Genomic DNA, 24,627 nt, shown 5'->3' with positions numbered 1-24,627 from the left:
GAGCGCCTGCGGTGACAGCACTCGCCGCGGTGTCGACTGACGGTCATTCGTCGATCGGCACGGCCTTGAACGCTTCGCTCGCCTCAAGCCTATCGGCCAGGCGCTCCAGCGCAGGATAGTCACCGGCCGGCCATTCGTGCGGCACGACGTGGCGGATGAAACCGATGCCGGCGACGGTGCTGACATCGGCCTGCGTCAGGTGCCCAGCAAACAGGAAATCGCCCTCCAGCCGCTCTTCAAGCATGCTCAGTGCCTGACGCATCTGGCCACGCAGACGACCGCTCCAGTCCGACCACTGCAACTCGCCCGGGCGTTTGCGTTCGTACTCGATGGCCACGGCTTTTTCGGTCGCCACCATGGCCAGGGCCACCAGTTGCTGGACGTGCCGCCGCTCCTTCCCGCTACGCGGGGTAAGCGGAACGATACCCCGCTGGTCGGCAAGTTCGTCAAGGTAATCAATGATATATGCACTCTCGTAGAGCTTCTCGCCGCTGGGGAGGGTGAGCATCGGCACCTTGAATAGCGGATTGATCGGGCGCATGGCGTCCATGTGCCGAAATACCGACAGCGAAAGGTGCTCGAAGGGAATCGCGTAGTATTGCATGGTGACCGCCACCCGCCGCACAAATGGCGAATCGTAGAGTCCCAGCAGTTGATGCAGCGTATCGTCGATCGTGTTCGGCATGGTTTTTCCTCCAGTGATCAAGTGCTTGAAGCCAACTGACTCGTCCGCCCTAGCCAGCGGGCATGGCAGTCGCCGCGCCGAGTGCGAACTTCGGCCATCGCCATTGCCGCGCGCAGCTCGTCGCCGGCGGCGCCAGGCGGATTCTCGCCGGCCGATCGGCAAGCGCTCCAGTCTGTGGCCAGGATTCTACGACCACCCTGCCCGCGCCGGAGATGACATGACGATCGCCCGCGAGCAGCCAGACGTCTTGGCCTCCGCTCTCTTCGGTAAGCCACACGCGCGCATTCACCGAAGTCAATGTCCAACCGGCAAGGCGGTCCAGGGAGTGGGCCTCGGCAGGCCCCACTTCGAACTCGATAGAGGGTAACACGACGACCATGAGATTCTCCTTTCCTGCGGTTTGGCCTGTTCGGTCTTGAACAGAAGCGTCCCATTTTCATGTTCTGCCGCCACCAGTACAATCGAATTGTTCTAACGCAACCGGTGAGGAAAATTGGCCGATACCCACAGGACGCCGCCGCTCGGCAGTCTGCGCGTCTTTGTTGCCGCTGCGCAGACGGGCAGCGTCACCGCCGCCGCCGCACAACTGCACCTGACGCACGGTGCCGTGAGCCATCAACTGCGAGGCCTGCAGGACTATCTCGGAGTGGCCTTGTTCGAGCGTAACGGCCGTGGTCTGAAGCTGACGGTGCAGGGTACTGCTTATGCAGCGCAGGTGGCGCGCGCACTCGCGGACATCGGTAACGCTACCGAGAAACTGATCGCCTCCCGCGACTATCGGCGACTGCGCGTCAGTTGCATGCCGTCATTTGCCGCCCGCTGGTTACTGCCCCGCCTGGGAGCCTTCGTCACCAACCAGCATGACCTCGACGTCGAAGTGCAATCGAGCGCCCTGCAGGCCGACATCAAGGGCGGCGAAGCGGATATCGCGCTGCGCTTCGGATACGGACACTACCCTGGCCTGAGCTGCCGTCTGTTGATGAAGGACTGGTACTATCCCGTGTGTTCGCCCGAGTTCATGAACAACCATCCACTTTCCAGCCCGCAGCAGTTGATCGGATTGGTACTGCTGCGATCGAACGACGAACTCTGGCAGCCCTGGTTCAATGCGGCCGGCGTGGACATCGAGGAACCGCAGCGAGGTACCGTCTTTGACGACTCGAGCCTGATGCTGATGGCTGCCGCGTCCGGCCAGGGCGTTGCGCTGGCCAGGCACACGCTGGCCGTCGACGACCTGGCAAGAGGTCGTCTGATACGTCCCTTTGCGACGGCCCTGGAATCGCCATTGTCCTACTATTTCGTTTGTCGTCTGGCCGACGAGCAGCAGGCAGCAGTTGCTGCCTTTCGCGAATGGCTGTTCCGGGAAGCGGCGACGTATCACCCACCGGAAGGCAGACTCGCGAGTTCTCCAAGCAACTAGCACACAGGTCACGACGCCGCAGTTCTCCAAGTCCTGACTGCACCGAGCTTCTTGCCGAGCTGCAGGCACCCTCTGTGGACAACCCATGGCCTAGCGAGTACGTTCGAACAGGGCGACGTGCAAGGTGTGCAGCAAAGGGATGCGAGCGAAATCCCTGACCAGCGCAAACCCCTGGCTCTGGAAGTAACTCTCCACTTCGGCCAGAGGCGTCGCGTATTTCTCCGATGCCCTGCCGCCCAGGCCAACCCGGAGGCGACGCTTCATCGACGTGACCGAGAACGGGCTGAAATAGGAGAGGGCAACGTACCTTGCCGAGACCCTGCACAGTTCGGAAACGGCCTTGCGGCGAATTTTCGGGTTCGGGAAATGATGGAAGAGGCGGAAACAGATGATCGTGTCAAACTGACCATTGCTGTAGCTCAACGCTTCGATGTCCTGCTTGTCCACCTCCCCAGGGTGCCCACTTTCCTGCAGGAAAGCGCGCGTGATCTCCAGCATGGAATCGGAGTAATCGGCGGCAGTCACCTGATAACCTTGTTCGGCCAGGTGAAGGCTCACCCGTCCCGCGCCACAGGGCAGGTCGAGGACCTTGTGACTGCTCGGGACGAGCTTGAAGACCCGGTTGATCAGGGCCATTTCAGCCGCCTGCTGTCTGCGCGGGCGATCCTTGTACGCCCGCGCTGTCGTGGCGTCGTATTTTGTCCTGCCGCGGTAGTCGACACTGCCTTGCATCCAGCTTCCTCGCTGATCATGGAGCCCGAAAGGGATCGGGAGATATCCTTGTTGCCTTGACGTATTGTGAGTCCGCGTGCTGAAGCGAACCTTAAACCGCGCCCGATGCTGCCGGCGGCAACCCACGCGCAACAGCAAGCCTGTCTTCCGGAAAACCGGCAACGCCTGGGTCGTGGAAGACGCTGAAGAACGTGAAGAACGCATTCTGTCGTCCAACTCGCAGCTTGGCAACAGGCCAACCGTGACGACCGGTCATCAGACGCTGAACTGCAGCGCTGCCAGGCGCGCGTATAGCCCGCCACGCTCGATCAGTTGCGCGTGCGTCCCGGCATCGACCAGACGTCCGTGGTCGAGCACGATGATCCGGTCAGCGCGTTGCACGGTCGCCAGACGATGGGCGATGACGATCGTCGTACGCCCGGCCATCGCGGCCTCCAATGCGGCCTGCACGACGCGCTCGCTCTCCGCGTCGAGACTGCTGGTCGCTTCGTCGAGCAACAACAGCGGCGCATTCTTCAGCATCGCGCGCGCAATGGCAATGCGTTGGCGCTGGCCGCCTGAGAGCCGAGTGCCGCGCTCGCCGACGAACGTGGCGTAGCCCTCGGGCAGTCGCTGCACGAATTCATCTACAAAAGCCGCGCATGCGGCAAGATGCATTTCCGCTTCCGAGGCTGCTGGTCTGCCGTAGCGGATATTGTCGGCAATGCTGCCCGAGAAGATCACCGCCTCCTGCGCCACGACGGCGATGCGCGCCCGCAGATCCGCGAGGCGCGCGCCACGCAGATCGATGCCGTCAATCCGGATGCTGCCTGCGCCGACATCGTAGAAGCGCTGCAGCAACTGGAACACCGTTGTCTTGCCGGCACCCGAGGGGCCGACGAGAGCCACGGTCTGGCCGGCCTCGATGGTGACATCGAGGCCCTGCAAAACCGGCTGCGTCGGGCGCGACGGATAGGCAAAGCCGACGCCGTCGAAGACCACCTGCAGTCCTGCCGCAGGCGCGTTCAACGCCGCCGCCAGCGGCGGGTCCTCGACCGGCGACCGCGCGGCGAGCAACTCCATCAATCTCTCGGTTGCGCCCGCGGCGCGCAAAAGGTCGCCCCAGACCTCTGCCAACACGGCCACGCTGCCGGCGACGACCATCACATAAAGCGCCGTCTGGCTCAATTGGCCGGCGCTGATCTCGCCGGCGAGTACCGCCTGCACCCCGCCATACATGCCGTAGAGCAGGGAGCCGAAAACGCCGATGATGACGAAGGCGGTGAGTGCCGAACGCGTGCCGCTGCGTCGGATCGAGGTGATGAAGGCCTGCTCGTTGGCCTCCGAAAAGCGCGCCACCTCGGCGTTTTCCTGGGTATAGCTCTGGACCACGGGAATCGCGTTGAGGATTTCAGCGGCCAGGCCGCTGGTGTCGGCAATGCGGTCCTGGCTGGCGCGCGACAGCTTGCGTACGCGACGACCGATCAGCACCGCCGGCAGCACGACCAGAACAATGATGCCGGCCACGGTCAGCATCAGCCGCGGGGTGGTCGTGACCAGCATGATCATCCCGCCGAGCAGCAGCACCAGGTTGCGCAGGCCCATACTGACACTGGAACCCAGCGCATGCTGGATCACCGTGGTGTCGGTGGTCAGCCGGGACAGGACTTCGCCGGTCTTCAAGGTTTCGAAGAACTGCGGACTCTGCCGCAACACATGCGCGTAGACGGCCTGGCGAAGGTCGGTGGTCACCCTCTCGCCAATCCAGCTCACCATGTAGAAGCGTGCCGCGGTCGCCAGGCCAAGCATCACGGCGACGCCGAACAGGCACAGGAACTGTCCGCGTATCGCGGTCAGGCGCTCGCCCAGGTCGCTGCCGACGGGCACCGCAAGGCCGCCATCGACCAGCAGTTTGACGGCATAGGGCAACGCCAGCGTCGCCCCGGCGGCCAGCAGCAGGAACAGCAGGGCCAGGGCGACCGCCTGGCGGTAGCGTGCCACGTAAGGCAACAGGGCGCGCAACGGCTGCAGCCTGGGCGGCTTGCCGGTCGGCAACCCGGGCCGGATTTTCGGCATCGCCGCGGCCGAAGCCGTGGCCGCATCCTGCTTCAGGTGAGCATGCCCCGGACCACACCCCAGGCGCCACCCAGCGCAAGGGCGCTGAATGCGAGCATCGACAACACGAAGCCGCGGCCGCGCGTTGCCGGGTCGCGCGCATAGGCGAGTGCGTACCAGACCCGTCCAGCCAGCCACACGCCACCCAGGATCGTCGCCCAGAAGGCCGACAGATGCAGGGCAAAGACCCATAGCACGGGCAGGAAAGCGACCGTGTTTTCAAGGGTATTCATTTGTATCCGATAGGCAATTTCGAACTGCGGGTGGCCACAGGTCGCCGGGGCCTTGATGCCGAAGCGCAGGCGACAGCGGCCGACGTAGGCTGCACAGAGAAACAGCAACAGCGAACTGGCGAGGGTGAGCAGCGCGGGCCCCGGGTAGGTATTCATGGCGTCGATCCGTAAGAGAGTTCAGCTGTCAGAGACAGAACGAGGAAGGTGAAATTCAACCAGGGTCGCACCGCGCAAGGAAAAACCGGTCCACCAACCAGGCATTCGGCCACACGGGCCCACAGCGGTCAGCCCGGCCCCATTAGTACACGGTTGCCGAGCAGGAAGTTGCCGATCCGCTGCAGCCGTCGCTGCGCCGCTTCGCCGTCGAGCCCCGCGGTCAGCGGACCGGCTGCTGCCGCCAACTCGGCTGCCCGCTCAGGCGTCAGCGCCGCGACGCGCTGGCTGAACTCGATGACGGCAACCTGCTCGTCGCGCGTCAAGGCAAACGGTGGTGCTTCGCCTCCGACATCGCCCTCCCCGGCCGGCAGACGCCTCACGCCGGCGACATGCACGACCACCGTTCCGGCGGCCAGGTCGCCGATGCGTTTGCCCTGCGCATTCATCAGGCTGCTGACGAAACCCGCGGCGTACAGCAAGGGCAGGAAATCGATGCCGCGCAGCGTGTTGCGGATGAACGCCGCGCTCCAGCCAATCGGTCGCCCATCGTCATGGACTACAGCGAGACCACAGGATCGTTTGCCCGGCGTCTGCCCCTGGCCATACACCTCGAACACGATGGGATAGAACCATTCCAGCAGGAAAGCACCAAGCAGCAACAGGCCGAAACCAAAATCGCCGAGCATCGACGCGCTGATCGCCAGCAACAACCAGATCATCAGGCGCACCAGGAAGTCGAGAAACCAGGCACGGGCCCGTGCCACGGGCCCCGCCACCCGCAGGTCGATGGCGCAGCCCTCGGGTGTCGCGATGTGGAAAATGGTGTCCAGGCGGTCGCCGGCAATCATGATTCGAAAAAGACGTCCCGGTAGAACGCGTACAGTGAAGCGTAGACCACCGGCACCAGCACCAGCCAGCCGAGGAACAGCGGCAGGCTGGCGACGACCGCGGCCAGCATTACCAGCAGCCCATACACCAGGAACGGCGCAAAATTCTGCAGAACAACGACGAAACTGGTCTTCAGTGCCTGGAACGCCGAGATGTCGTGGAAGACCACCAGTGGCGGTGCAAGCCAGACCGCCATGCCCAGCGGAACAAAGAGCACGACCATTGCCAGGACGGCCACGATCATGGTCCCTGAGGCGGGATCGCCGGCGTGCGAGTTACCGGCGGCACCCACTGCAACGACGATGCCGAACACCGCCGCCACCGCCAGGATCGCCAGCAGGTAGAGCAGCCCGACCATCAACAGCGCACCGGTCTTGTACGAGAAGCCGGCAAAAAGGTGCCTGAATCGTAGCCCCTCGCCATCCTCGATAGCCCGACAGCCGATGACCAGGCCACCGACGAAGACCGGGCCGAGCAGGTTCACCGAGAGGTTGATGATTGGAATCATGCCCACGATCACCATCAGCACCAGCAAGGTGAGGGTCACGCCTATCCAGGTACCGGGTGCGCTGCGAAACATCTCCCAGCCACGCAGCAGCCACTGGTAACCGTTGCCGGTCGGCACGCATCTCCCTTGGGGAATGAAGGTGCCGATGGTCGTTTCGTTATAGTCCAGCACCCGCGCCACCGGCGCCCTGAACGGATTGGTGTCGCTGCTCATTGCTGCCCCCCTTTGCAGTTGAATTCGCCGAAACGTGCCTCAGCGCGTGCACCTCTGCGGCACCGCCGTCGTCACGCTGCATACTATAGCGCGCCTGCCCGCTTTCTGGCCCAGTAGTGGTTGATCAGCGCCACCGGTAGTTCGCGTGCGCCGACATCAAGGACGTGCACCCCGCCATGGCGCAGCAGCGCGATTTGCCGCCGCCGTGCCTGCAGGTACTCGAGTCCAGCGGCACGCGTCAGCGCTGCATCGAAGTCAGCGACGGGGGTGGCGAGCAACTCGTCGAGCACCGGTTCGCGCAAGCTGGCGACGCTGACCGCGTGGCGCCGCCGCAACTGCCGGACGGCCGGCAATAGCGTGTCGTCGTCCTCGTCGCGCAGATTGGTGACCAGGACCACCAGGGCGCGTTTGCGCAACTGGCCATCGATGCGCTCCGCGGCCAGCAGGTAATCAGGCGCCTGCAGCGAGGGCTCCAGATCGTAGACGGCGTTCATCAGTGCCTGCGTTGTCGCCACCGACTTGCGCGGCACCAGCAACCGCGTCTGGGGATGCCCGAAAGTCGCCAGTCCCACCGCATCACCCTGACGCAACGCCACATAGGCGAGCAGCAGCAAGGCGTTCAGGGTGTGGTCGAAATGCGAGAGGTCGCCGTCCCGAGCGCGCATGCGGGAGCTGCAATCGAGCAGGAACACGATCTGCTGGTCGCGTTCGTCCTGGTATTCCCGCGAGATCAGGCGGCCGACGCGCGCACTGGCTTGCCAGTCGATCTGCCGCGGAGAGTCTTCCTGACGATAGTCGCGCAACTGCTGGAATTCCATGCCCGCACCGCGCCGGCGGCGTTGCAGGATGCCGATCTGCGACAGGCGGTTGTCGGTTGCCAGCAGGGTGTAATGCGCAATGCGTGCGAAGTTGGGGAAAACGCGGACCTCATCGCGAGTGGCGACAGTCTCCTCTACCAGCCACAGTCGCAACGGCGACGCGCAGCGCAGGGTGATGGCGGCGAAGACCTGCCGTCCGCGCTCGCTTACCGAGATCCGGTAGCTGACGCGCAACCAGCGTCCGGACGCGATCGTGAATTGCAGCGGCAAACCTTCGCTGCGGAACGCAACCGGGTGCGCGTCGTGCAGCCAACCCGTCGCCGCGCCTGCTTCCAGGCTCAGGCGCAGGTTGACGGTCTGCCAGGTACCCACTGGCAGGGCATGCGGCACATCACGCTGCACGGCGATGCGCCCGCGGCGGCGGCGTCCGGCGAAAGCGTCGCCGGCGGCCAGACCGAGCAGCGTAGCGGCAGCAGCCTGCCAGAGCATCAGCAGGCTCGGTACGACGGCCACCGCCAGACCCAGCAGCAGCCATAACCCGGCAACGATCAGCAACCTGCGGTCGGGCAGCAACATGGGCGGTGGTGAAAGTCCCTATATCCGCGGTGCCGGCACACGCTCGAGCAGCGCGCGCAGCAGATCGTCGGCACCGAGTCCTTCGATCTCGGCTTCGGCGGCCGGGGTGACGCGATGGCGCAAAGCCGGCAGGGCGATGGCCTTGATGTCGTCGGGAGTGACGAAACCGCGGCCGGCGATCAATGCGCGCGCGCGCGCTGCACGCACCAGAGCGATCGCGCCGCGCGGGCCCGCGCCGCTGGACAGACCCGGGGTGTCGCGACTGGCACGAACAATGGCCACGGCATAAGCAGTGACCCGCTCGTCGAGCGTCACGTACGCCGCCGACTGTTGCAGACCGACCACGGTTTCCGGCTGGATCAGCGTGGCCACCGCCTCGACATCGAGATCGGCGCCCGTCTTGGCCTGCGTCACCTGTCGGGTCAGGGCGATTTCCTCGGCCTCGCTGGGGTAATCGATACGAATCTTCAGCAGAAACCGGTCGAGCTGGGCTTCCGGCAACGGGTAGGTACCTTCCTGCTCGATCGGATTCTGGGTGGCCAGCACCATGAAAGGGCGGGCCAAGGCGGAGGCCGTGCCGTCCAGCGTCACCTGCTTCTCCTGCATCGCTTCGAGCAACGCCGACTGGGTCTTGGCGGGCGCCCGGTTGATCTCGTCGGCAAGCAACAGATGCGTGAACACCGGTCCCCGGCGGGTAACGAAACGCGCTGTCGCGGCGTCGAACAAGGTGTGGCCGACGACATCGGAAGGCATCAGGTCGGGGGTAAACTGGATACGGCGGGTTTCGCCGCCGAAGGTACGCGCGAGCGCCTTCACCAGCAATGTCTTGCCGAGGCCGGGAACGCCCTCGATCAACACGTGCGCGTCGGCGAGAAGAGCGATCAGCAACTCGTCGACCACCGCCTGCTGGCCGATCACGGCCTTGGCCATCTCGGCCCGCAGCGCGGCGAGAAGCTGGCGCGCCTGTTGCAGTTTCTCTTCCGGAAGAACCGGGTCGGGTGCGTTCATGGTGAGCATCTCAAAGGTGTCGTTCCAACTCCTGCAGCGTACGCATGGCGTCCGTAAACGCGTTCGCGGTCGCAACACGGCCTGCGAGGGCGGCGGCGATACGCCCGACGGGTTGGCTGGACAAGACCGCCAACGCCGCCGCCCAGGTCTCGGCAGGCTGGGCGGCGATCGCCGGCTGGCGTTGGCCGAGACGGTTGCGAAAATGCTCCCGCGCGGGTTCCAGCAGCACCGCCAGGGCGCCCGAACGCCATTGATGGCGTGCGACTGCGGCCAGGTGTTCGCGTAATTCGCGGCGCGCAGGCGGCGCCTCCGCCTGCGCACCGCCGAAGCGAGGCACGATGCGCCACAGCCACAGAACGACCAGAGTTGCGGTGGCGACGCACGCGGCCCAGGCATGCTGCCAGATCCATTCGCCGAGGCGGGGCATCTGCAGACGTGACAAGAGCAGTACCTCAGGCTGCGGTGTTCCGGAATAACGGCCAAGCAGGGTCCAGTACAACTCCGCGTGCTCCCTCTCGCCGATACGCCGGTTGCTCAACTGCTCGTCGAGGTCGCTGGCCAGCGTCAAATGCCCACGCCCGATGTCGAAATGCAGGATCTGCCGGCCGAAACCAGGCTGACCGGCCGACCACACAGGCTGGCGCCCGTCCGCCTGAAGCAGGTGCCCACTGGCGTCGATCGTCGGCGAACGCGCGGCACCGGGCAGCGTCACCTGCAGCACCGGCGACCACTGCGCAGCAGTCGCCGGTGACGGTTCCAGACGCCTCACCCCAAGAGTGTCGAGCAGCGGATCGTCCACGCCGGGGAGTTCAGCCACAGCGATCAGGTACCCGCCGTCCTCGATCCAGGCCAGCAGTCGACGCAGGCGCTCGGCTGACCACACATGCGGGCGCTGACGGTCGAGGAGCAGTGTCGCACCTGCCGGCAGACGGTCGAGGATGCGAGCATCCGACTGCCGCGTCAAGCGACCACCCATGCGCACGGTAAAGCGCTCGGCAGCCAGCCAGGGATTGCGCCTGGCCTCGGCCTGCGGGGCCTCCCGGCGGTGCACCGGCACCCGTTCGAGGTTCATCATCAGCCAGCTCGCGAGCAGCAGCGCAACGACTCCGCCGACGGAAACCCGGACGACACGGCGAGTCATGGTCGTACCACCCGTGCTGCGAAATGCCTTCCCCATGTCGCGACCAGTGCCTCGACCTGTTTGACCGACACTGGCACATGAGCGTACGCCGCCTGACACCAGGCGTCGATGACCTCGACGAAGCACTTCTCCGCCGCTTCGGGAAGGCGCCCGGCGACTCGACGCCGGCAGTCGTTTTCGCTGTCACCGGCAGCGAACTCGATCTGGCAATCATCGATCAACGCCACCAGCGCTCCCCGGTAAAGCAGGCTCAGCGCCTCGATGGTTGCGCCCCTGGCGAGGGCCGCATGCGCCGCCGCGGCGATGTCGGCCGGCAAGGAGGCTGGCCGCAGATCGAGGCCGCAGAGAAACTCCGGCGCGACGCGCGCCCGCTCGCTACCCAGGTTTTCGCGGTAACGCACGACCAGCAAGATGACCATCGCCAGGGCAAGACCGGCGACGATCCAGAGCAAGGCCCGCAGCACCTCGGCCAGGAACTCAATTGCCCGAACCAGCGCCTTGAGCCAGTCGCGCTCGGGGTGATCATCTGCCGCCGGTTGCTCGCGCCAGCGCCAGCGCCAGTCCTCCGTGACCTGGCCAAAAACCGGATCGGCAAGTACCGCGTCGATGGCTTCCCTGGCCGCCCGGTGCGCTAGGTCGCTCTGCTCCGACGCGGACGGCATGTGCGTCGGCTGCGCAGACTCCTGCGCGCGCAGGGGCGCAGGCAGCGACAGCGCCAACCCGAGAGCCAGCGGCAACAGCGCCAGCAGCGGAACGGCACCGACCGTCGTCGAACGGCGCTCGGCGAGACGGCGGAAGGCCAGCTCGATGTCCCAGGCTTCGAGTTCGCTGCGGCGGTTCAGGTAGAGAGAGAACCCCGAAGCCACATAGAGCGGCTCGACGACGGTTTCGGCGACCATGAACATCAAGATGCCGAAGAGATGTCGCATACCTGAGGGCTCATCGCCGAACCACTCCCACAGCGACAGGTCCAGACCCTCCCCTGGCACCAGGGCCGGCAGCGTGATCAGCATCGACACCAGCAGAATCGACGACATGTTGGCGCAGAAGACGGTCAGCCATACGGCATGATCGCGGCAACGCCGGCCCAGCAGCCGGAAACGCGCGCGCGCCTCGGCTGCACGCAGCTCCTCAAGCTGCCAAACCGGCAGCAACAGTGAGCGGGCCAGGCTGAAGCGGCGCAGACTCAGGCCCGAGAGCACGCCCGGCCCTCGCAACAGCCCCGGCAGCTCGCGCAGCAACTCGCGCACGCAGACCTGGTTGCCGAAAACGGATCGGCTGAAGACATGCAGCAGCACGCGGTCGAACACCGGTTTCATCCACCAGAGCACGAACATCGCGTATTCCGGCCACGGCCACAGAAGCAGCAGAATGACGATGCCGGCGGGCCAGTACGTAGCAAACCATGCCCGGTACACCCGTGGCGCCCAGGCATGCAACATCGCGTGTCCGAGATCCAGCGCCTCCCAAGCGCTGCGCCGGCGCAGGTGAACGGCAATGTCCTCAAGCCGCACGGGATTGGCGTCCGCCCAGCAACAGATAGGTGCAGGTCAGCAGCCAGAAACCCATCCCGACAGCGATCTTGAACTCCAGCGAAACGCCGCGCAGCGGCGACCAGAATGCCTCGATGAAGGCCGCGAGAAAGGTCAGGGTGGCCGCGCCGTAGAGCAGCTGTACCGCGACGCGACCGTTCTCCTTCAACGCCGCCAGACGCGGCAGCCGTCCCGGCGCCAGCAGTGCCAGGCCCAGCTTCAACCCGGCCGCACCGGAGAGCACCGCGCCGGTCAGCTCGAAAGCGCTGTGACCGGCAACGAAACCCCAAAAAGTCGATACGAAACCGATCTGCGTCAAGTGGCCGGCGACCGCACCGATGTACAGGCCGTTGTAGAGCAGGTAGAAGACGGTACCCAGGCCAAAGGCGACGCCGCCGGCGAAGGCCTGGAAATCGATGCGCACGTTGTTGGCAATGTAGAAACCCCACATCGCCCACTCACTCGATGCTGCACGCGGCCTCCCCAGGTGTGGGGCTGAAGGCGAGTACATGTTCTCGATTTCGGTCACCGTCTCCGGCGACAACAGCAGGAAAGCGACGTCAGGCCAGGCTTGAATCGTCAGCAGCATCGCCAGCAGCGGCGCAGCGAAGAGCAGCAGGGCGGCGAGAACGATCCGCCACTCGCTGCGCACCAGGACCGGGAAGCCACCGGCAACGAAGCGCAGGATGGCGCCACCCTCCGGTTTGCCTGCACCGTAGATGCGCTGGTGTGCAGCCAGCACGCGCCGGTGCAGATCCTCGGCGAGCGCCGCCGAATAGTTCCGGTCACGCACCAGCGCCAGGTCGTGACACAGTCGGCGGAAGCGGTGCGGCAGGCTGGCGGCGTCGATGGGATCGCCTGCCGCAGCGCCGTCGACGACCCGCCGCCGCGGTGCCAGCCAGCGATCCCAGGCCTCCCATTCCGCCTGCCGGTGAGCGATGTATCGGCGTTCCTTCACAAGGCATTCCTGATGACGCCAAGCATGATGATGGATTCGCCGCCATTGGGCAAGAAAGCGAACCCTCCGGCCGCTTCGCTGAAAAGGACTCCCGGACCTTGTAGCAACCTTGTCGTCGACATACAAGCGCCCCAACGGCCCGTTCCGGTCATTCCCGTGTCAATGCCCGAACTCTGCCTGCATATCGCGTTCGCGTGCTCGCTCGAAGACAACCTGCAAAAGATCAAGCCCATGTCCCAGTGGCGTGCAAGGGAAACCGACCGCTGCCAACTGTCGGCAACCCTCGGTTCAAGGCTAGGCCGCACAAGGAAATAGAGCAATGAATTAATGCGACAACATGTCGCTTTCTTCGCCGGTAAGTCGACTTGGCCGGCACCCGCTTCTCGGCAGAGCAAGATACAATCGCGACGATATTCGTGCCGCCTGCTCGCTTGGGTACGCGCACCTTACCCAAGCGAGTTGCAAGCACCGGCCTTGCCGACATGCTCCTGACCGCTTGCGGAGATCCTGTTCCCTTGGAGAATACGCCATGCCGACCCTTTTGCACACGCTCCAGGCCGATATCACCACGCTTGCGGTGGACGCAATCGTCAACGCCGCCAACGCGTCACTGCTTGGCGGCGGCGGTGTCGACGGCGCCATCCACCGCGCGGCAGGACCAGCTCTGCAACAGGAGTGTCGCCTTCTTGGTGGCTGCCGGACCGGCGACGCCAAGCTGACCAGGGGCTACCGCCTGCCCGCCAGGTACATCATTCACACCGTCGGTCCGGTCTGGCACGGAGGCGCCGCCGGCGAAGCGGAACAGCTGGCCTCGTGCTATCGCCGCTCGATCGAGATCGCCGCCGCCAACGGCATCCGGACCCTTGCCTTCCCCAGTATCAGTACCGGCATCTATGGTTACCCGATCGCACTGGCGGCCGCGGTCGCGGTGCTCGCGGTTCGCTCCTCGCTGCAGAAGTTCGGGCCACTGCAGGCAGTGTCCTTCTGCTGTTTCTCGCTCGCCGACTTGCGCGTTTACCAGGGGCTTATGGAGCCAGTGCGTTTCTGAGCCGGACTCCGGGCGACCGCCGGCAAGCACCGCGGCCATCAGCCAGGCAAGGTCAGCAGCGTGCTCCTGACGGGCAGGTGGCCAGCGCGCCGGGCACCGGCGTCAGCATCCGGCCTTCGCCGATCCAGGAGCGTATGCCCTCCCTGGCGTTGTACACCTTCCGATAACCCGCCTGCTGCGAGAGAAACTGACTCGCCGCCCGGGTCCGATTGCCGCTGCGGCAAATGACGATGACCGGCTGATCGGGCCCGGCCACCGCCTGTACCTGTTGCAACCAGGCAGGCGGATCGGCACGGCCATGCTCGTCGAAAAAGGTCAACAGCCTGCTGCCCGGCAGGATTCCGGTTTGCTTCCATTCGCCGGCGGTACGGATGTCGATGACCGGCACGCCCGCGCCGGCAAGGCGTGCCAGTTCGGCATTGTCGATGTCCACCACTTCGGCGCGGACCGGGAGCGCAAGAAGCAGCGACAGTAACCAGAAAAACAGGCGCTGGACCATGACCGACACTCCTGAGACACAAAAGCCGCCATCATACATGGTCCCACTGCCAGCGCGGCAGGGCATGGACGTTCAGGCAGCGCCGACGCTGACATTCCAGTGAGCGGCCGCCAATGCGACGCACCGGAAAGTCATGAAAATGACACGGGAGCCCGCTTCCCTGTTGCGCCCTGCCCTTTGCGTCGCGAAACCCTTTTCAGCGCTGCGGGGGCGCGTTAGTATTCATGTTCGCTCTTTTGGGGCCAGAGGCCATGACTCTGGGCTCGTGCCAAGGAAAGGATAGGTTCGTCTTGAAGCCCACCGATATCGGCGCACCCGACTACTTCCACAAAGTCGTGGATTGCCAATGGGCATGCCCAGCCCACACCCCCGTTCCCGAATACATCCGCCTGATTGCCGCCGGCCGCTACAGCGAGGCGTACATGGTCAACTGGGTGTCGAACGTCTTCCCCGGCATTCTTGGACGCACCTGCGACCGTCCGTGCGAACCGGCCTGTCGTCGCAGCCGCGTCGAAGAGGAAACGGCGGACGGCCTCAACCGCCGGGAGCCGGTCGCCATCTGTCGGCTGAAGCGCGTCGCTGCCGACTACAAGCAGGACATCCGCGGCCTGCTGCCGCAAGCGGCAACATCGAAGAACGGCCGGCGCATCGCCTGCGTCGGGGCCGGTCCCGCCTCACTGACCGTGGCGCGTGACCTCGCGCCGCTCGGCTACGAGGTCGTCATTTACGACGGCGATGCCCGCGCCGGTGGCATGATCCGCACGCAGATTCCGAAATTCCGGCTGCCCGAGGAGATCATCGACGAAGAAACGGGCTACATTCTCGGGCTCGGCGTCGACTTCCGCAGCCGCCAGTACGTCGGTTCGCTGAAGAATCTGCTCGCCGAAGGTTACGATGCGATATTCGTCGGCTCGGGAGCGCCACGTGGCCACGATCTCGACATTCCCGGACGTAAGGAGGCGGCGAAATCCATTCATCTCGGCATCGACTGGCTGGCCAGCGTCGCTTTCGGCCACGTGACCTCGATCAGCAAGCGGGTGATCGTGCTCGGCGGCGGCAATACGGCGATGGACTGCTGCCGCTCTTCACGCCGGCTCGGCGGTCAGGACGTGAAGGTCATCGTGCGCTCAGGCTTCGAGCAGATGAAGGCCAGCCCCTGGGAGAAGGAAGACGCGATGCACGAAGGCATCCCGATCCTCAACAACCTGGTGCCCAAGGCCTTCACCCACAACGGCGGCCGTCTCACCGGCGTCACCTTCCAGAAGATACGGGCGGTGTTCGACGAACAGGGACGGCGCAATCTGGTGCCGACCGGTGAACCCGACGCCCACTTCGAGTGCGACGAGGTGCTGGTGGCGGTCGGTCAGGACAATGCCTTCCCCTGGATCGAGCGCGACATCGGCATCGAATTCGACATGTGGGGGCTGCCAAAGCTCGACGAGCGGACCATGCAATCCACGCTGCCGAATGTCTTCTTCGGCGGCGACGCGGCTTTCGGGCCGAAGAACATCATCTGGGCGGTGGCGCACGGCCACGAGGCGGCAGTGTCGATCGACCGCCTGTTGAACGGCGAAGACATCACCATCCGACCGGCGCCAATGACCAACCTGGTTTCACAGAAGATGGGCATCCATGCCTGGCGTTACGACAATGCCATCTCGGTGGACCGCCGCCTGCGCGTACCGCTGCGTGACATCAGCGCCGCCCTGAAGAGCATCAAGATCGAGGTCGAACTGGGCTTTGATCCGCAACTGGCGTTCAAGGAGGCGCAGCGCTGCCTCAACTGCGACGTACAGACGGTGTTCACGTCCAGGCTGTGTATCGAGTGTGACGCCTGCATGGACATCTGCCCGATGGACTGCATCAGTTTCACGGCCAACGGCGAGGAGCAGGAGTTGCGCCCGCGCCTGCTCGCCCCGGCGCTGAACACCAGCCAGGATCTCTACGTCTCGGAAACGCTGAAAACCGGGCGGGTGATGGTCAAGGACGAAGATGTGTGCCTGCACTGCGGCCTGTGCGCCGAACGCTGCCCGACCGGCGCGTGGGATATGCAGAAATTCCTGCTGGTGATGACCCACGCGGGCTCCGGTTGCCGCAGTGCCGGCGTCCAGGGTCCGCAACCAGTAGTCGTCGCCTGAGGAGCGAAAATGCAGAAGATCGAAGCGGTCAATGATTTCGTCGTCAAGTTCGCCAACATCAACGGCTCGGGCTCGGCTTCAGCCAACGAACTGTTCGCGCGCGCCATCCTGCGCATGGGGGTGCCGGTCTCACCGCGCAACATCTTCCCGTCCAACATCCAGGGGCTGCCGACCTGGTTCGAGGTGCGCGTCACCGAGCACGGCTATCTCGGCCGGCGCGGCGGCGTGGACATGATGGTGGCGATGAATCCCCAGACCTGGGATCAGGACGTTCGGGAAATCGACCCCGGCGGCTACCTTTTCTACGACAGTTCCAAGCCGCTGCCGCGCGCGAAATTCCGCGACGATATCCACGTCCTCGGCATGCCGCTGACCGAGATCTGCAACGACCACTACAGCGACTCGCGACAGCGCCAGTTATTCAAGAACATCATCTACATCGGCGCGTTGACGACCCTCCTCGACATCGACCCGGCCGAGATCGAGAAACTCTTCAGCGAGCAGTACCAGGGCAAGGAGAAACTGTTCGACTCCAACGTCCAGGCGCTCAATCTCGGACGCGAGTTCGCGCGTGCGCACCTCAAGCCGATCGCGCTCAAGGTCGAGCGCCGCGACCGCGTCGGCGACCGCATCTTCGTCGACGGCAATACCGCTGCGGCGCTGGGCTGCGTCTATGGTGGCGCCTCGGTTTGCGCGTGGTATCCGATCACCCCGTCCTCGTCGGTGGCGGAAGCCTTTCAGCGCTTCGCGCAGAAGTTGCGCATCGACCCGGTCACCGGAGCGCGGCGCTATTCGATTGTCCAGGCCGAAGACGAACTGGCCTCGATCGGCATGGTCATCGGCGCCGGCTGGAACGGCGCGCGCGCCTTCACCGCCACGTCCGGTCCGGGCATCTCGCTGATGTCCGAGTTCATCGGGCTGGCCTACTTTGCGGAGATCCCGGCGGTGCTGATCAACGTCCAGCGCGGCGGGCCATCGACCGGCATGCCGACGCGTACGCAACAGGCCGATGTACTCGCCTGCGCCTACTCCTCGCACGGCGATACCAAACATGTGCTGCTCTTTCCCGAAGACCCCTACGAATGCTTCGAGATGTCGGCACAGGCCCTCGACCTCGCCGAGCGCCTGCAGACCCCGGTGTTCGTCATGACCGACCTCGACATCGGCATGAACCAGCGCCTGTGTCGCCCCTTCGCCTGGGACGACACGCGCGAGTACGACCGCGGCAAGGTGATGACCCGTGAAGCCCTCGACGCCGGTGCCGATTTCGGCCGTTACCTCGACGTCGACGGCGACGGCATCCCCTTCCGCACCTATCCGGGCACGCATCCGACCAAGGGCGGCTACTTCACCCGCGGCACGACCAAGAACGCCTATGCCGGTTACTCCGAAGTGGGCGCCGACTACATCTACAACATGCAGCGGCTGCGGCAGAAGTTCGAGACCGCCAAGTCGCTGGTACCGATGCCGGTGCTGACCGCGGCCCGCTACCCGGCGCGTTTCGCCGCCATTTTCTATGGCTCGACGGGGCCGGCGATGCAGGAAGCCATCGACGCGCTCGCCGAACAGGGCATCTACATCAACGCCCTGCGCGTACGCGCTTTCCCTTTCCAGAACGAGATCGCCGACTTCATCGCCTCGCATTCGAAGGTCTTCGTGCTCGAACAGAACTTCGATGGCCAACTGACCACGCTGCTGGTCAACGAAGCCGGCGTGAATCCGGCGAGCCTGATCCCGGTACTGCATTACGACGGTACGCCGATCACCGCGCGCTTCATCACCCAGGAGATCGCCGAACGTGTTTCACGCCTGAACGTGCGCCCGCTCCGCGAACACATGGTGGCCTGAGATGACTTACCTTGCCAAACCCAAGCTGCACCACCCCAGCCTCGCCAAGAACCGCGTCGGCTACACCCGTCGTGATTACGAAGGCCGGGTGTCCACCCTGTGTGCCGGCTGCGGCCACGATTCGATCTCGGCGGCGATCATCCAGGCCTGCTGGGAACTCGACATCGAACCGCACCGCGTCGCCAAACTCTCGGGAATCGGCTGTTCGTCGAAGACGCCGGACTACTTTCTCGGCAACTCGCACGGCTTCAACACCGTGCACGGCCGCATGCCCTCGGTGCTGACCGGCGCCTACCTCGCCAACCGGGAACTGATCTACCTTGGCGTCTCCGGCGACGGCGATTCGGCATCGATCGGCCTCGGCCAGTTTGCGCACGTGCTGCGCCGCGGCGTGAACATGACCTATCTGGTCGAGAACAACGGCGTCTACGGACTTACCAAGGGTCAGTTCTCGGCCACCGCCGACAAGGGCTCGAAGTCCAAGAAGGGGCAGACCAACAACGACGCGCCGATCGACCTGGTGACCCTGGCACTGGTCATGGGCGCCACCTTTGTTGCCCGCAGCTTCTCGGGCGACAAGACGCAACTGGTGCCGCTGATCCGGGCCGCGCTGGCACATCCGGGCGCTGCGGTGATCGACGTGCTCTCGCCGTGCATCGCCTTCAACAACCACAGCGGCAGCACCAAGAGCTACGACTACGTCCGCGAGCACAACGAGGCGGTGAACCGCCTCGATTTCTTCCCGCAGCGCGAGGAAATCACCGCCGACTACGGCGCCGGTGAATTGATCGAGGTGCGCCAGCATGACGGCTCGCTGGTTCGCCTGCGCAAGCTGCACGCCGAATACGACCCCACCGACCGCATCCGGGCGATGAGCTACGTCCAGGAGCACGCCGCACGCGGCGAAGTGGTCACCGGACTGCTCTACGTCGACGGCGAGGCCTGTGACCTGCATGAACAACTGGGGACCGTCGAGACACCATTGAATACCCTCGGCGCCGCAGAATTGTGCCCGGGCTCGGCAGCCCTGGAAAAGATCAACGCCTCGCTGCGGTAGTCCGCTGCCGTCCCTGTCGCCGACTACATCGGCCTGCCTGGCGCCACTACCGGTGCCGGCTTGCGCTCCGGGCGTGCGACGCCCGGAGTGGCCAGAGCGGAACGGCCATTGACACCCGCAAGATTCGCCTTGCACTTGATGCCGCCCGGCAGCTTCATCCCCGGATTGGCCATTTCGAGGCGAACGCCGAAAGTGCCGCTGGCGGCGTCGTGCACCCGGTCGATGACCTTCACCGTCGCCGTGTAGCGGCCACCGACCGGCGCCTCGGGCAACACCTCGGCGGTCTGGCCGAGAACCAGCTTGCCGAAAGCCTCGATCGGCATCAGCACCTCGACGAACAGCGTGCCGATGTCGGCCAGCCGCAGGATCGGTTTGCGCAGGTCGCGGTTGTCGGCCAGTTCCCCGGCGTTGAGCAGGCGGTCGACGACGACGCCATCGACCGGGCTCCTGATCGTGCGCAGGCGCAACAGCTCGGACAGGCGACGGAACTCGATCTCCGCGAGGCGACGGTCGTCCTTGGCCTCGATCAGTTCGGATTCGGCGAGCCGCTTTTCGGTCAGCGCCTCGTCGCGGTCGTGCAGCGAGATGAACGACTGTCCGGCCAGCTTCTCGCGCCGGTTGTACTTGGCGGTCGAGAACTCGACCCGGCTCTCGCCGGTCCTGATCCGGCCCTGCATCGTCGAGCGGTAACGCGCGGCTTCGGTCGCCGCGCGCTCGACTCCCGAATCGAGCGTCACCAGTACCTGTCCGGCCTTCACGCTATCGCCCCGGTCCACCCAGATCTTCTCGATCAGCCCCTCGCTGGCCGCGCGCACCTCGATCGTCCTGCTCGGTTCGATGATGCAGTCGAACTCTCCGGCAGATACCCCGCCGGAGAGCAGCGCCAGCAGCAGCCAGCCTCTCCCCCTCGTCATCCCTCATTCCCCCCTTCCGGCAAACGCCAGAGATCTTTCGACCTGTCTGTCCATTTCCACTGTCTGTCGTCGAATCCGTGAATTCTGCCGCTCGGCCGCGCGCTGCGCGAATCGCCGCAGCGAGATCCCGAGCGCTCCCGGCAGCAGCCCGTCGGGCGTGACGCGCGCGCGCAGCCAGCCGAGCAGCAGCGCAGCGTGCGCGACAAACAATTCGTCGTCGAGCGAGACGATCGCCTCGCACGATCCGGGATCCCCCTGACGGCCGGCGCGGCCAAAGAGCTGGCGGTCGATGCGGGCCGCGTCGTGGTATTCTGAGAGGATCACGTGCAGACCGCCGGCCTGCCGCACTGCCGTGCTGAGCACGATGTCGGTGCCACGGCCGGCCATGTTGGTGGCGACGGTGATCCGGCCCGGCTGCCCGGCCTGCGCGATGATCGCGGCTTCGCCCGCGTCTTGGCGTGCATTGAGCACCGCGTGCGGCAAGCCTGCGGCGAGCAGCCGCTGACTGGCCAGCTCGGACGCCGCTACCGAGCGGGTACCGATCAGGACCGCGCGCCCGTCGGCACGCATTGCAGCGGCGCGCTCGACCACCGCCGCCCAGCGCCGCTCGCTGTCGAGGAAGACGCGCTGCCCGAGGTCGCGGCGCCGCAGTGGCCGATGCGGCGGAATCGGCAGCACCTCCAGCGCATAGACCGCACACATTTCCGGCGCCACCTCGATGGCCGTGCCGGTCATCCCGGCCAGGCACAGGTAGCGGCGGAAGAAGCGCTGATAGGTGATGCGCGAAATGGTGTCGCGCCGCTTGCTGAGGGCCAGTCCTTCCTTGACTTCGATCATCTGCTGCAGGCCGCGCTCCCACGAGCGATCGGCCATCACCCGGCCGGTGTACTCATCGACGATCTGCAGCTTGCCGTCGACAATCAGGTAGTGCCGGTCGAGCTGGAACAGGTGCAACGCCGAAAGGCCCTGCTCGACGAGTTCCTCGCGCGCCCGCGGAATGCGCCACAGTCCCGGCAGCCCGCGAGCGAAGTCGGCAACCGTGACGCGGCCGGCATCCGAAAGTTCGATGCTGCGCTCCTGGCGCCGCAGCAGGTAGTGCTGGTGGGAATCGAGGCTGGCGGCCAGCGCCAGTGCCTGCGCGTAGAGTTCGCGCCCCTGCGCGTCATCCACATCGCTGGAGATGATCAGCGGCGTCCTGGCTTCGTCGATCAGCACGCTGTCGGCCTCGTCGACGATCGCGAAATACAGGCCGCGCAGAAGCAGTGGCGACCGCGCCGGGCTGCACGCCCCGGCCAGCCAGTCATCGAGCACGGCGCAGGCACCACCCCTCGCCCGTTTCCGGGCCAGGCGATCGCGCAGATAGTCGAAGACCAGATCCTTGTTCACGCAGTAGGTCACGTCGCAGCCATAGGCCTGCACGCGCTGCGCAGGGGTTTGCTCGGGAACGATCAAGCCGACCCGCAGCGCGAAGAACTCATACACCGGGGCAAGATACGCGGCATCGCGGCTCGCCAGGTAGTCGTTCACCGTGATCACATGGACCGGCGCGCCGGCGAGCGCCACGGTCACCGCCGGTAGTACCGCGGTCAGCGTCTTGCCTTCGCCGGTCGGCATTTCCGCCAGCGCACCGCGCAGCATGGCGTAGCCGCCCATCAGTTGCACCGGATAGTGACGCAGGCCGAGCAGTCGCGAACAGACTTCGCGGACCAGCGCGAAGCACTCGACGACCGGCGCGTCGGCCAGCCCCTGTACCTGCAGAGCGGTGCGTACGGCCGTCGCCCGGTCGCGCAGGTGTTCCGTCTCCAGCGCGCTCAGCTCGGCTGCGCGCGCTGCGACGCGTTCGGCAAACTGCTGCAGTCGCCGGCGGCGCAGCGGCGCGGCGCGCTGGGCCCAGCGACCACGCAGACGGCCGAGCAGGCGATCGAGGCGACCGTCCTTGAGATCGCGACGCTCGGCGTAGAGGCTCGCGGCGAAGTCCCGCACCCGCCAGCCCTCGAGCAACGCTCTAGACACTGAAGCGTGCCAGGAAGAGTTGCCGCAGGCGGCGTCCCCACTGCGTGGCGAGCGGCTCGGCGTGATGGTGGAAACGCACGTAGGCCCGCGTTCCGATCTGCAATGGACCGACTTCCGGGGGCAGTTCGAGGTCGAACTGGAACAGCCGCTGCAGCGACTTCAGTCCGTCGGGATCGCGCGGATCGGTGCCGTGCGGGCCGCCGCCGGCGAGCGACAGGGCCTTGCTCGGCAAGCGGTCGCGCGCGCCGGGGACTTCGCGATGGACGCGTGCCGGCCAGGTCTGCTCGATGCGGTCGACGATCTTGACCTCGACCGCGGCACGCCGCTCGCGCACCAGCGCGATGTCGTCCTGGGTGACCACCACCCGCAACCAGCGCGGCGGTGTCGACAGAATATAGCCGAGCAGTTCGCCCTGCTTCACGAAGCGCTCCGGCAAATCCTGCGCCCGCGCCAGATTGAGCACGCCGGGCACGGCGGCGACCACCAACAGCGCGTCGAGTTTCTCTTCGGCACGCGCCAGCGCCACACGTTCCCGCTGCAGATCCTCCTGAATCGCCGCAGCCTGGACACGCTCGCTGAACATCAGCGACGCGTACTGCACCTCGAACTGGCGCAGCCGCGCCCGGCTCTGCTCGACCTCGGCGCTGAGCGTCGGATCGACGGTGACCAGCAGCAGATCGCCGCTACCGACCGACGCCTCCGGGGGCACCAGCAGCCGCTCGACGAAGCCGTCGGCGGCGGCACGCACTTCGGCGTTCTCGGGCACCCAGACGACACCTTCGGCGTGTGTGCGCAGCGGCATCGGCACAGCCAGCACGAAGAGCAGGAACAGCGCCAGGGCGCCGAAGGTGAGCAACCGCGCACGCGTGCGGACGCGCTGCAGTTCGGGGCTCGACAGGACGTACGCCAGGCCTTTCCCGATCGGCAGCGCGAACATCGTGATCGCCGCCCAGAGGGCCAGGACGACGCCCACGACAAAGAACTCGCCGGCGATGAACAGCGTGATGGCGATCATCACCAGGGTGCGGTAGATGAATGAGGCAGCACCGTAGAAGACGAACCAGCGCCGTTCCCCGACGCTCGCCGGCGGCCGCTCGATGGATTTCAGGCCGAACAGGTAGCGTTTGGCGAGCCATTGCCAGTATTGGTTCGAGCGGTTGCCGAGGTTGGGAATCTCGATCAGGTCGGAGAGCACGTAGTAGCCATCGTAGCGCAGCAACGGATTGCCGTTGAACAGCAGCGTCGACGCGCCGGCGACGAGCAGCACGTTGAAGGCGATCGCGCGCAGCAGGCCGGGTTCGACCAGCACCCAGACGAACATCGCGATGCCGGCCACGAACAGTTCGACCAGGATGCCGGCGGCACCGACCAGCGCCCGGCTCCACTTGCTGCGAAAGGCGCCGGCGGCGGTCGCGTCGACGTAGGGAATCGGCGCCAGCACCAGCAGCATGATGCCCATCTCATGCACTTCGCCTTCGCCCGACTTGACCGCGTAGGCGTGGCCCAGTTCGTGCAAGGCCTTGAGCAGCGGATAGACCAGCCAGAGCAGCAGCAGATTCCGGGTCGCCAGCACCTGGTCGCTGAGGTTGGCCGTCAGTTCGTGCCAGTGCAGCCCGGCCAACAGCAGCGCCGGCAGCACGACCAGCAGCCACAGCGCGGGCCCGAGCGGACCGAACAGGCCTTTGAGCAGCGGCCAGCTGCGGTCCAGGAAGTTGTCGAGGTCCCACAGCGGGATGCGGATCGACATCGGGTTGATGAAGCTCTGCCAGAGCTTCTGGCGTTTCTGCTTGCGACTGCGTTCGGCGAGTTCCTCGACGTCCGGTGGCAGATCGGCCTGCAGCAGATCGCCGGCGTGCAGTTGCGCCAGCAGCCGGATCACTTCGTCCTGGGTCGGCGCTGCGGCCCCGGCTGCCGCCGCCACCTCGTCCCAGATGGCAGCGAGCGTCCGCTCACCGTCCATCAACTGGATGACGCGGTAGGCCGCCGGACTGAAACGGTGCAGCTTGCCCGCGGCGCTGTCGTGCAGCACATACCACGCCTGGCCGCGAAAGCGCTGACGCTGGATGCGGGCGTGCGCGCGCAGTTGCGGCCGCAACGCGGCGACGCGGTACCAGGAGGCGCTGAGAAAGGGGCCGGCCATGCCGTCGC

Annotated in this window: 21 protein-coding genes; 5 read left to right on the top strand and 16 right to left on the bottom strand. The window is 65.5% G+C overall.

Going from position 1 to position 24,627, the window contains the following annotated elements:
- Positions 1-43 precede the first annotated feature (43 nt).
- Together AC15MQ_RS04745 and AC15MQ_RS04740 are read right to left on the bottom strand one after the other, a co-directional pair.
- Entirely contained in the window at positions 44-685 is a 642-nt protein-coding gene (locus AC15MQ_RS04745; protein ID WP_332336125.1) for a glutathione S-transferase family protein, read from the bottom strand.
- A gap of 49 nt (positions 686-734) precedes the next feature.
- The gene (locus AC15MQ_RS04740) at positions 735-1,064 is read right to left on the bottom strand and encodes a DUF2917 domain-containing protein (RefSeq protein WP_287668881.1); all 330 of its coding nucleotides are present in this window, start codon (positions 1,062-1,064) and stop codon (positions 735-737) included.
- Positions 1,065-1,178: 114 nt separating this feature from the next.
- Between AC15MQ_RS04740 and gcvA the strand changes: the two genes are divergently transcribed.
- The gene (gcvA, locus tag AC15MQ_RS04735; protein WP_287668878.1) at positions 1,179-2,105 is read left to right on the top strand and encodes a transcriptional regulator GcvA; all 927 of its coding nucleotides are present in this window, start codon (positions 1,179-1,181) and stop codon (positions 2,103-2,105) included.
- A 90-nt stretch (positions 2,106-2,195) separates the two neighbouring features.
- Here gcvA and AC15MQ_RS04730 read toward each other — a convergent pair whose 3' ends face one another.
- From AC15MQ_RS04730 to AC15MQ_RS04685, 10 genes are all read right to left on the bottom strand, one after another.
- Positions 2,196-2,837 carry a class I SAM-dependent methyltransferase gene (locus AC15MQ_RS04730; RefSeq protein WP_287651687.1) on the bottom strand — a complete coding sequence of 214 codons (642 nt, stop codon included), beginning with the start codon at positions 2,835-2,837 and terminating at the stop codon, positions 2,196-2,198.
- Between the two features lie 255 nt (positions 2,838-3,092).
- Positions 3,093-4,892, bottom strand: a complete 1,800-nt coding sequence (locus AC15MQ_RS04725; protein WP_483079474.1) for an ABC transporter transmembrane domain-containing protein — start codon at positions 4,890-4,892, stop codon at positions 3,093-3,095.
- Positions 4,893-4,924: 32 nt separating this feature from the next.
- Complete coding sequence (locus AC15MQ_RS04720) at positions 4,925-5,320, bottom strand: MAPEG family protein (protein ID WP_483079473.1); 396 nt, start codon at positions 5,318-5,320, stop codon at positions 4,925-4,927.
- 128 nt (positions 5,321-5,448) lie between these two features.
- Positions 5,449-6,168 (bottom strand): RDD family protein, encoded by a 720-nt coding sequence (locus AC15MQ_RS04715; protein WP_483079472.1) that lies wholly within the window; start codon positions 6,166-6,168, stop codon positions 5,449-5,451.
- Positions 6,165-6,929 (bottom strand): BPSS1780 family membrane protein, encoded by a 765-nt coding sequence (locus AC15MQ_RS04710; protein ID WP_350495472.1) that lies wholly within the window; start codon positions 6,927-6,929, stop codon positions 6,165-6,167. The genes AC15MQ_RS04715 and AC15MQ_RS04710 overlap by 4 nt, the downstream gene beginning before the upstream one ends.
- 83 nt (positions 6,930-7,012) lie before the next feature.
- A complete protein-coding gene (locus AC15MQ_RS04705; protein WP_483079471.1) occupies positions 7,013-8,323 on the bottom strand; it encodes a DUF58 domain-containing protein in 1,311 nt (436 codons plus the stop codon).
- A gap of 18 nt (positions 8,324-8,341) precedes the next feature.
- Complete coding sequence (locus AC15MQ_RS04700) at positions 8,342-9,331, bottom strand: AAA family ATPase (protein ID WP_350495471.1); 990 nt, start codon at positions 9,329-9,331, stop codon at positions 8,342-8,344.
- A gap of 10 nt (positions 9,332-9,341) precedes the next feature.
- Positions 9,342-10,472 (bottom strand): DUF4350 domain-containing protein, encoded by a 1,131-nt coding sequence (locus tag AC15MQ_RS04695; RefSeq protein ID WP_483079470.1) that lies wholly within the window; start codon positions 10,470-10,472, stop codon positions 9,342-9,344.
- Positions 10,469-11,986: a hypothetical protein gene (locus AC15MQ_RS04690; RefSeq protein ID WP_287668861.1), complete on the bottom strand. Its 1,518-nt coding sequence runs from the start codon at positions 11,984-11,986 to the stop codon at positions 10,469-10,471. The genes AC15MQ_RS04695 and AC15MQ_RS04690 overlap by 4 nt, the downstream gene beginning before the upstream one ends.
- Positions 11,976-12,962 (bottom strand): stage II sporulation protein M, encoded by a 987-nt coding sequence (locus AC15MQ_RS04685; RefSeq protein ID WP_287668858.1) that lies wholly within the window; start codon positions 12,960-12,962, stop codon positions 11,976-11,978. Before AC15MQ_RS04685 ends, AC15MQ_RS04690 begins: the two co-directional genes overlap by 11 nt.
- 529 nt (positions 12,963-13,491) lie before the next feature.
- Between AC15MQ_RS04685 and AC15MQ_RS04680 the strand changes: the two genes are divergently transcribed.
- Entirely contained in the window at positions 13,492-14,010 is a 519-nt protein-coding gene (locus AC15MQ_RS04680) for an O-acetyl-ADP-ribose deacetylase (RefSeq protein WP_483079469.1), read from the top strand.
- A gap of 52 nt (positions 14,011-14,062) precedes the next feature.
- Here AC15MQ_RS04680 and AC15MQ_RS04675 read toward each other — a convergent pair whose 3' ends face one another.
- A complete protein-coding gene (locus tag AC15MQ_RS04675) occupies positions 14,063-14,509 on the bottom strand; it encodes a rhodanese-like domain-containing protein (protein ID WP_287651676.1) in 447 nt (148 codons plus the stop codon).
- Positions 14,510-14,799: 290 nt separating this feature from the next.
- Here AC15MQ_RS04675 and AC15MQ_RS04670 point away from each other — a divergent pair, with 290 nt between their 5' ends.
- The 3 genes from AC15MQ_RS04670 to AC15MQ_RS04660 are packed head-to-tail and all read left to right on the top strand — an operon-like array spanning position 14,800 to position 19,552.
- Positions 14,800-16,647 carry an FAD-dependent oxidoreductase gene (locus tag AC15MQ_RS04670; RefSeq protein ID WP_483079468.1) on the top strand — a complete coding sequence of 616 codons (1,848 nt, stop codon included), beginning with the start codon at positions 14,800-14,802 and terminating at the stop codon, positions 16,645-16,647.
- Between the two features lie 9 nt (positions 16,648-16,656).
- Entirely contained in the window at positions 16,657-18,495 is a 1,839-nt protein-coding gene (locus AC15MQ_RS04665; RefSeq protein ID WP_483079467.1) for a 2-oxoacid:acceptor oxidoreductase subunit alpha, read from the top strand.
- 1 nt (position 18,496) lies between these two features.
- Complete coding sequence (locus AC15MQ_RS04660) at positions 18,497-19,552, top strand: 2-oxoacid:ferredoxin oxidoreductase subunit beta (RefSeq protein ID WP_483079466.1); 1,056 nt, start codon at positions 18,497-18,499, stop codon at positions 19,550-19,552.
- A 23-nt stretch (positions 19,553-19,575) separates the two neighbouring features.
- Here the strand turns inward: AC15MQ_RS04660 and AC15MQ_RS04655 are convergent, their stop codons facing one another.
- The 3 genes from AC15MQ_RS04655 to AC15MQ_RS04645 are packed head-to-tail and all read right to left on the bottom strand — an operon-like array spanning position 19,576 to position 24,619.
- Entirely contained in the window at positions 19,576-20,466 is an 891-nt protein-coding gene (locus AC15MQ_RS04655; RefSeq protein WP_287651673.1) for an efflux RND transporter periplasmic adaptor subunit, read from the bottom strand.
- Between the two features lie 3 nt (positions 20,467-20,469).
- The gene (locus AC15MQ_RS04650; RefSeq protein WP_483079465.1) at positions 20,470-22,479 is read right to left on the bottom strand and encodes a preprotein translocase subunit SecA; all 2,010 of its coding nucleotides are present in this window, start codon (positions 22,477-22,479) and stop codon (positions 20,470-20,472) included.
- Positions 22,472-24,619: a PqqD family peptide modification chaperone gene (locus tag AC15MQ_RS04645; protein WP_483079464.1), complete on the bottom strand. Its 2,148-nt coding sequence runs from the start codon at positions 24,617-24,619 to the stop codon at positions 22,472-22,474. Before AC15MQ_RS04645 ends, AC15MQ_RS04650 begins: the two co-directional genes overlap by 8 nt.
- Between the last annotated feature and the right edge of the window lie 8 nt (positions 24,620-24,627).

It is taken from the genome of Candidatus Accumulibacter propinquus, from assembly GCF_056856495.1.
The sequence above is the reverse complement of the archived record's forward strand: the minus strand, read 5'-3'. Positions and strand labels throughout refer to the sequence as shown.

Bases quoted from the DNA above. Each gene is read 5' to 3' on its own strand.
- AC15MQ_RS04680 (WP_483079469.1), top strand. From the start codon at position 13,492: ATGCCGACCCTTTTGCACACGCTCCAGGCCGATATCACCACGCTTGCG.
- AC15MQ_RS04665 (WP_483079467.1), top strand. From the start codon at position 16,657: ATGCAGAAGATCGAAGCGGTCAATGATTTCGTCGTCAAGTTCGCCAAC.
- AC15MQ_RS04705 (WP_483079471.1), bottom strand. From the start codon at position 8,323: ATGTTGCTGCCCGACCGCAGGTTGCTGATCGTTGCCGGGTTATGGCTG.
- AC15MQ_RS04710 (WP_350495472.1), bottom strand. From the start codon at position 6,929: ATGAGCAGCGACACCAATCCGTTCAGGGCGCCGGTGGCGCGGGTGCTG.
- AC15MQ_RS04730 (WP_287651687.1), bottom strand. From the start codon at position 2,837: ATGCAAGGCAGTGTCGACTACCGCGGCAGGACAAAATACGACGCCACG.
- AC15MQ_RS04655 (WP_287651673.1), bottom strand. From the start codon at position 20,466: ATGACGAGGGGGAGAGGCTGGCTGCTGCTGGCGCTGCTCTCCGGCGGG.
- AC15MQ_RS04745 (WP_332336125.1), bottom strand. From the start codon at position 685: ATGCCGAACACGATCGACGATACGCTGCATCAACTGCTGGGACTCTAC.
- AC15MQ_RS04725 (WP_483079474.1), bottom strand. From the start codon at position 4,892: ATGCCGAAAATCCGGCCCGGGTTGCCGACCGGCAAGCCGCCCAGGCTG.
- AC15MQ_RS04715 (WP_483079472.1), bottom strand. From the start codon at position 6,168: ATGATTGCCGGCGACCGCCTGGACACCATTTTCCACATCGCGACACCC.
- AC15MQ_RS04675 (WP_287651676.1), bottom strand. From the start codon at position 14,509: ATGGTCCAGCGCCTGTTTTTCTGGTTACTGTCGCTGCTTCTTGCGCTC.
- AC15MQ_RS04740 (WP_287668881.1), bottom strand. From the start codon at position 1,064: ATGGTCGTCGTGTTACCCTCTATCGAGTTCGAAGTGGGGCCTGCCGAG.
- AC15MQ_RS04645 (WP_483079464.1), bottom strand. From the start codon at position 24,619: ATGGCCGGCCCCTTTCTCAGCGCCTCCTGGTACCGCGTCGCCGCGTTG.
- AC15MQ_RS04720 (WP_483079473.1), bottom strand. From the start codon at position 5,320: ATGAATACCTACCCGGGGCCCGCGCTGCTCACCCTCGCCAGTTCGCTG.
- AC15MQ_RS04700 (WP_350495471.1), bottom strand. From the start codon at position 9,331: ATGAACGCACCCGACCCGGTTCTTCCGGAAGAGAAACTGCAACAGGCG.
- AC15MQ_RS04660 (WP_483079466.1), top strand. From the start codon at position 18,497: ATGACTTACCTTGCCAAACCCAAGCTGCACCACCCCAGCCTCGCCAAG.
- AC15MQ_RS04695 (WP_483079470.1), bottom strand. From the start codon at position 10,472: ATGACTCGCCGTGTCGTCCGGGTTTCCGTCGGCGGAGTCGTTGCGCTG.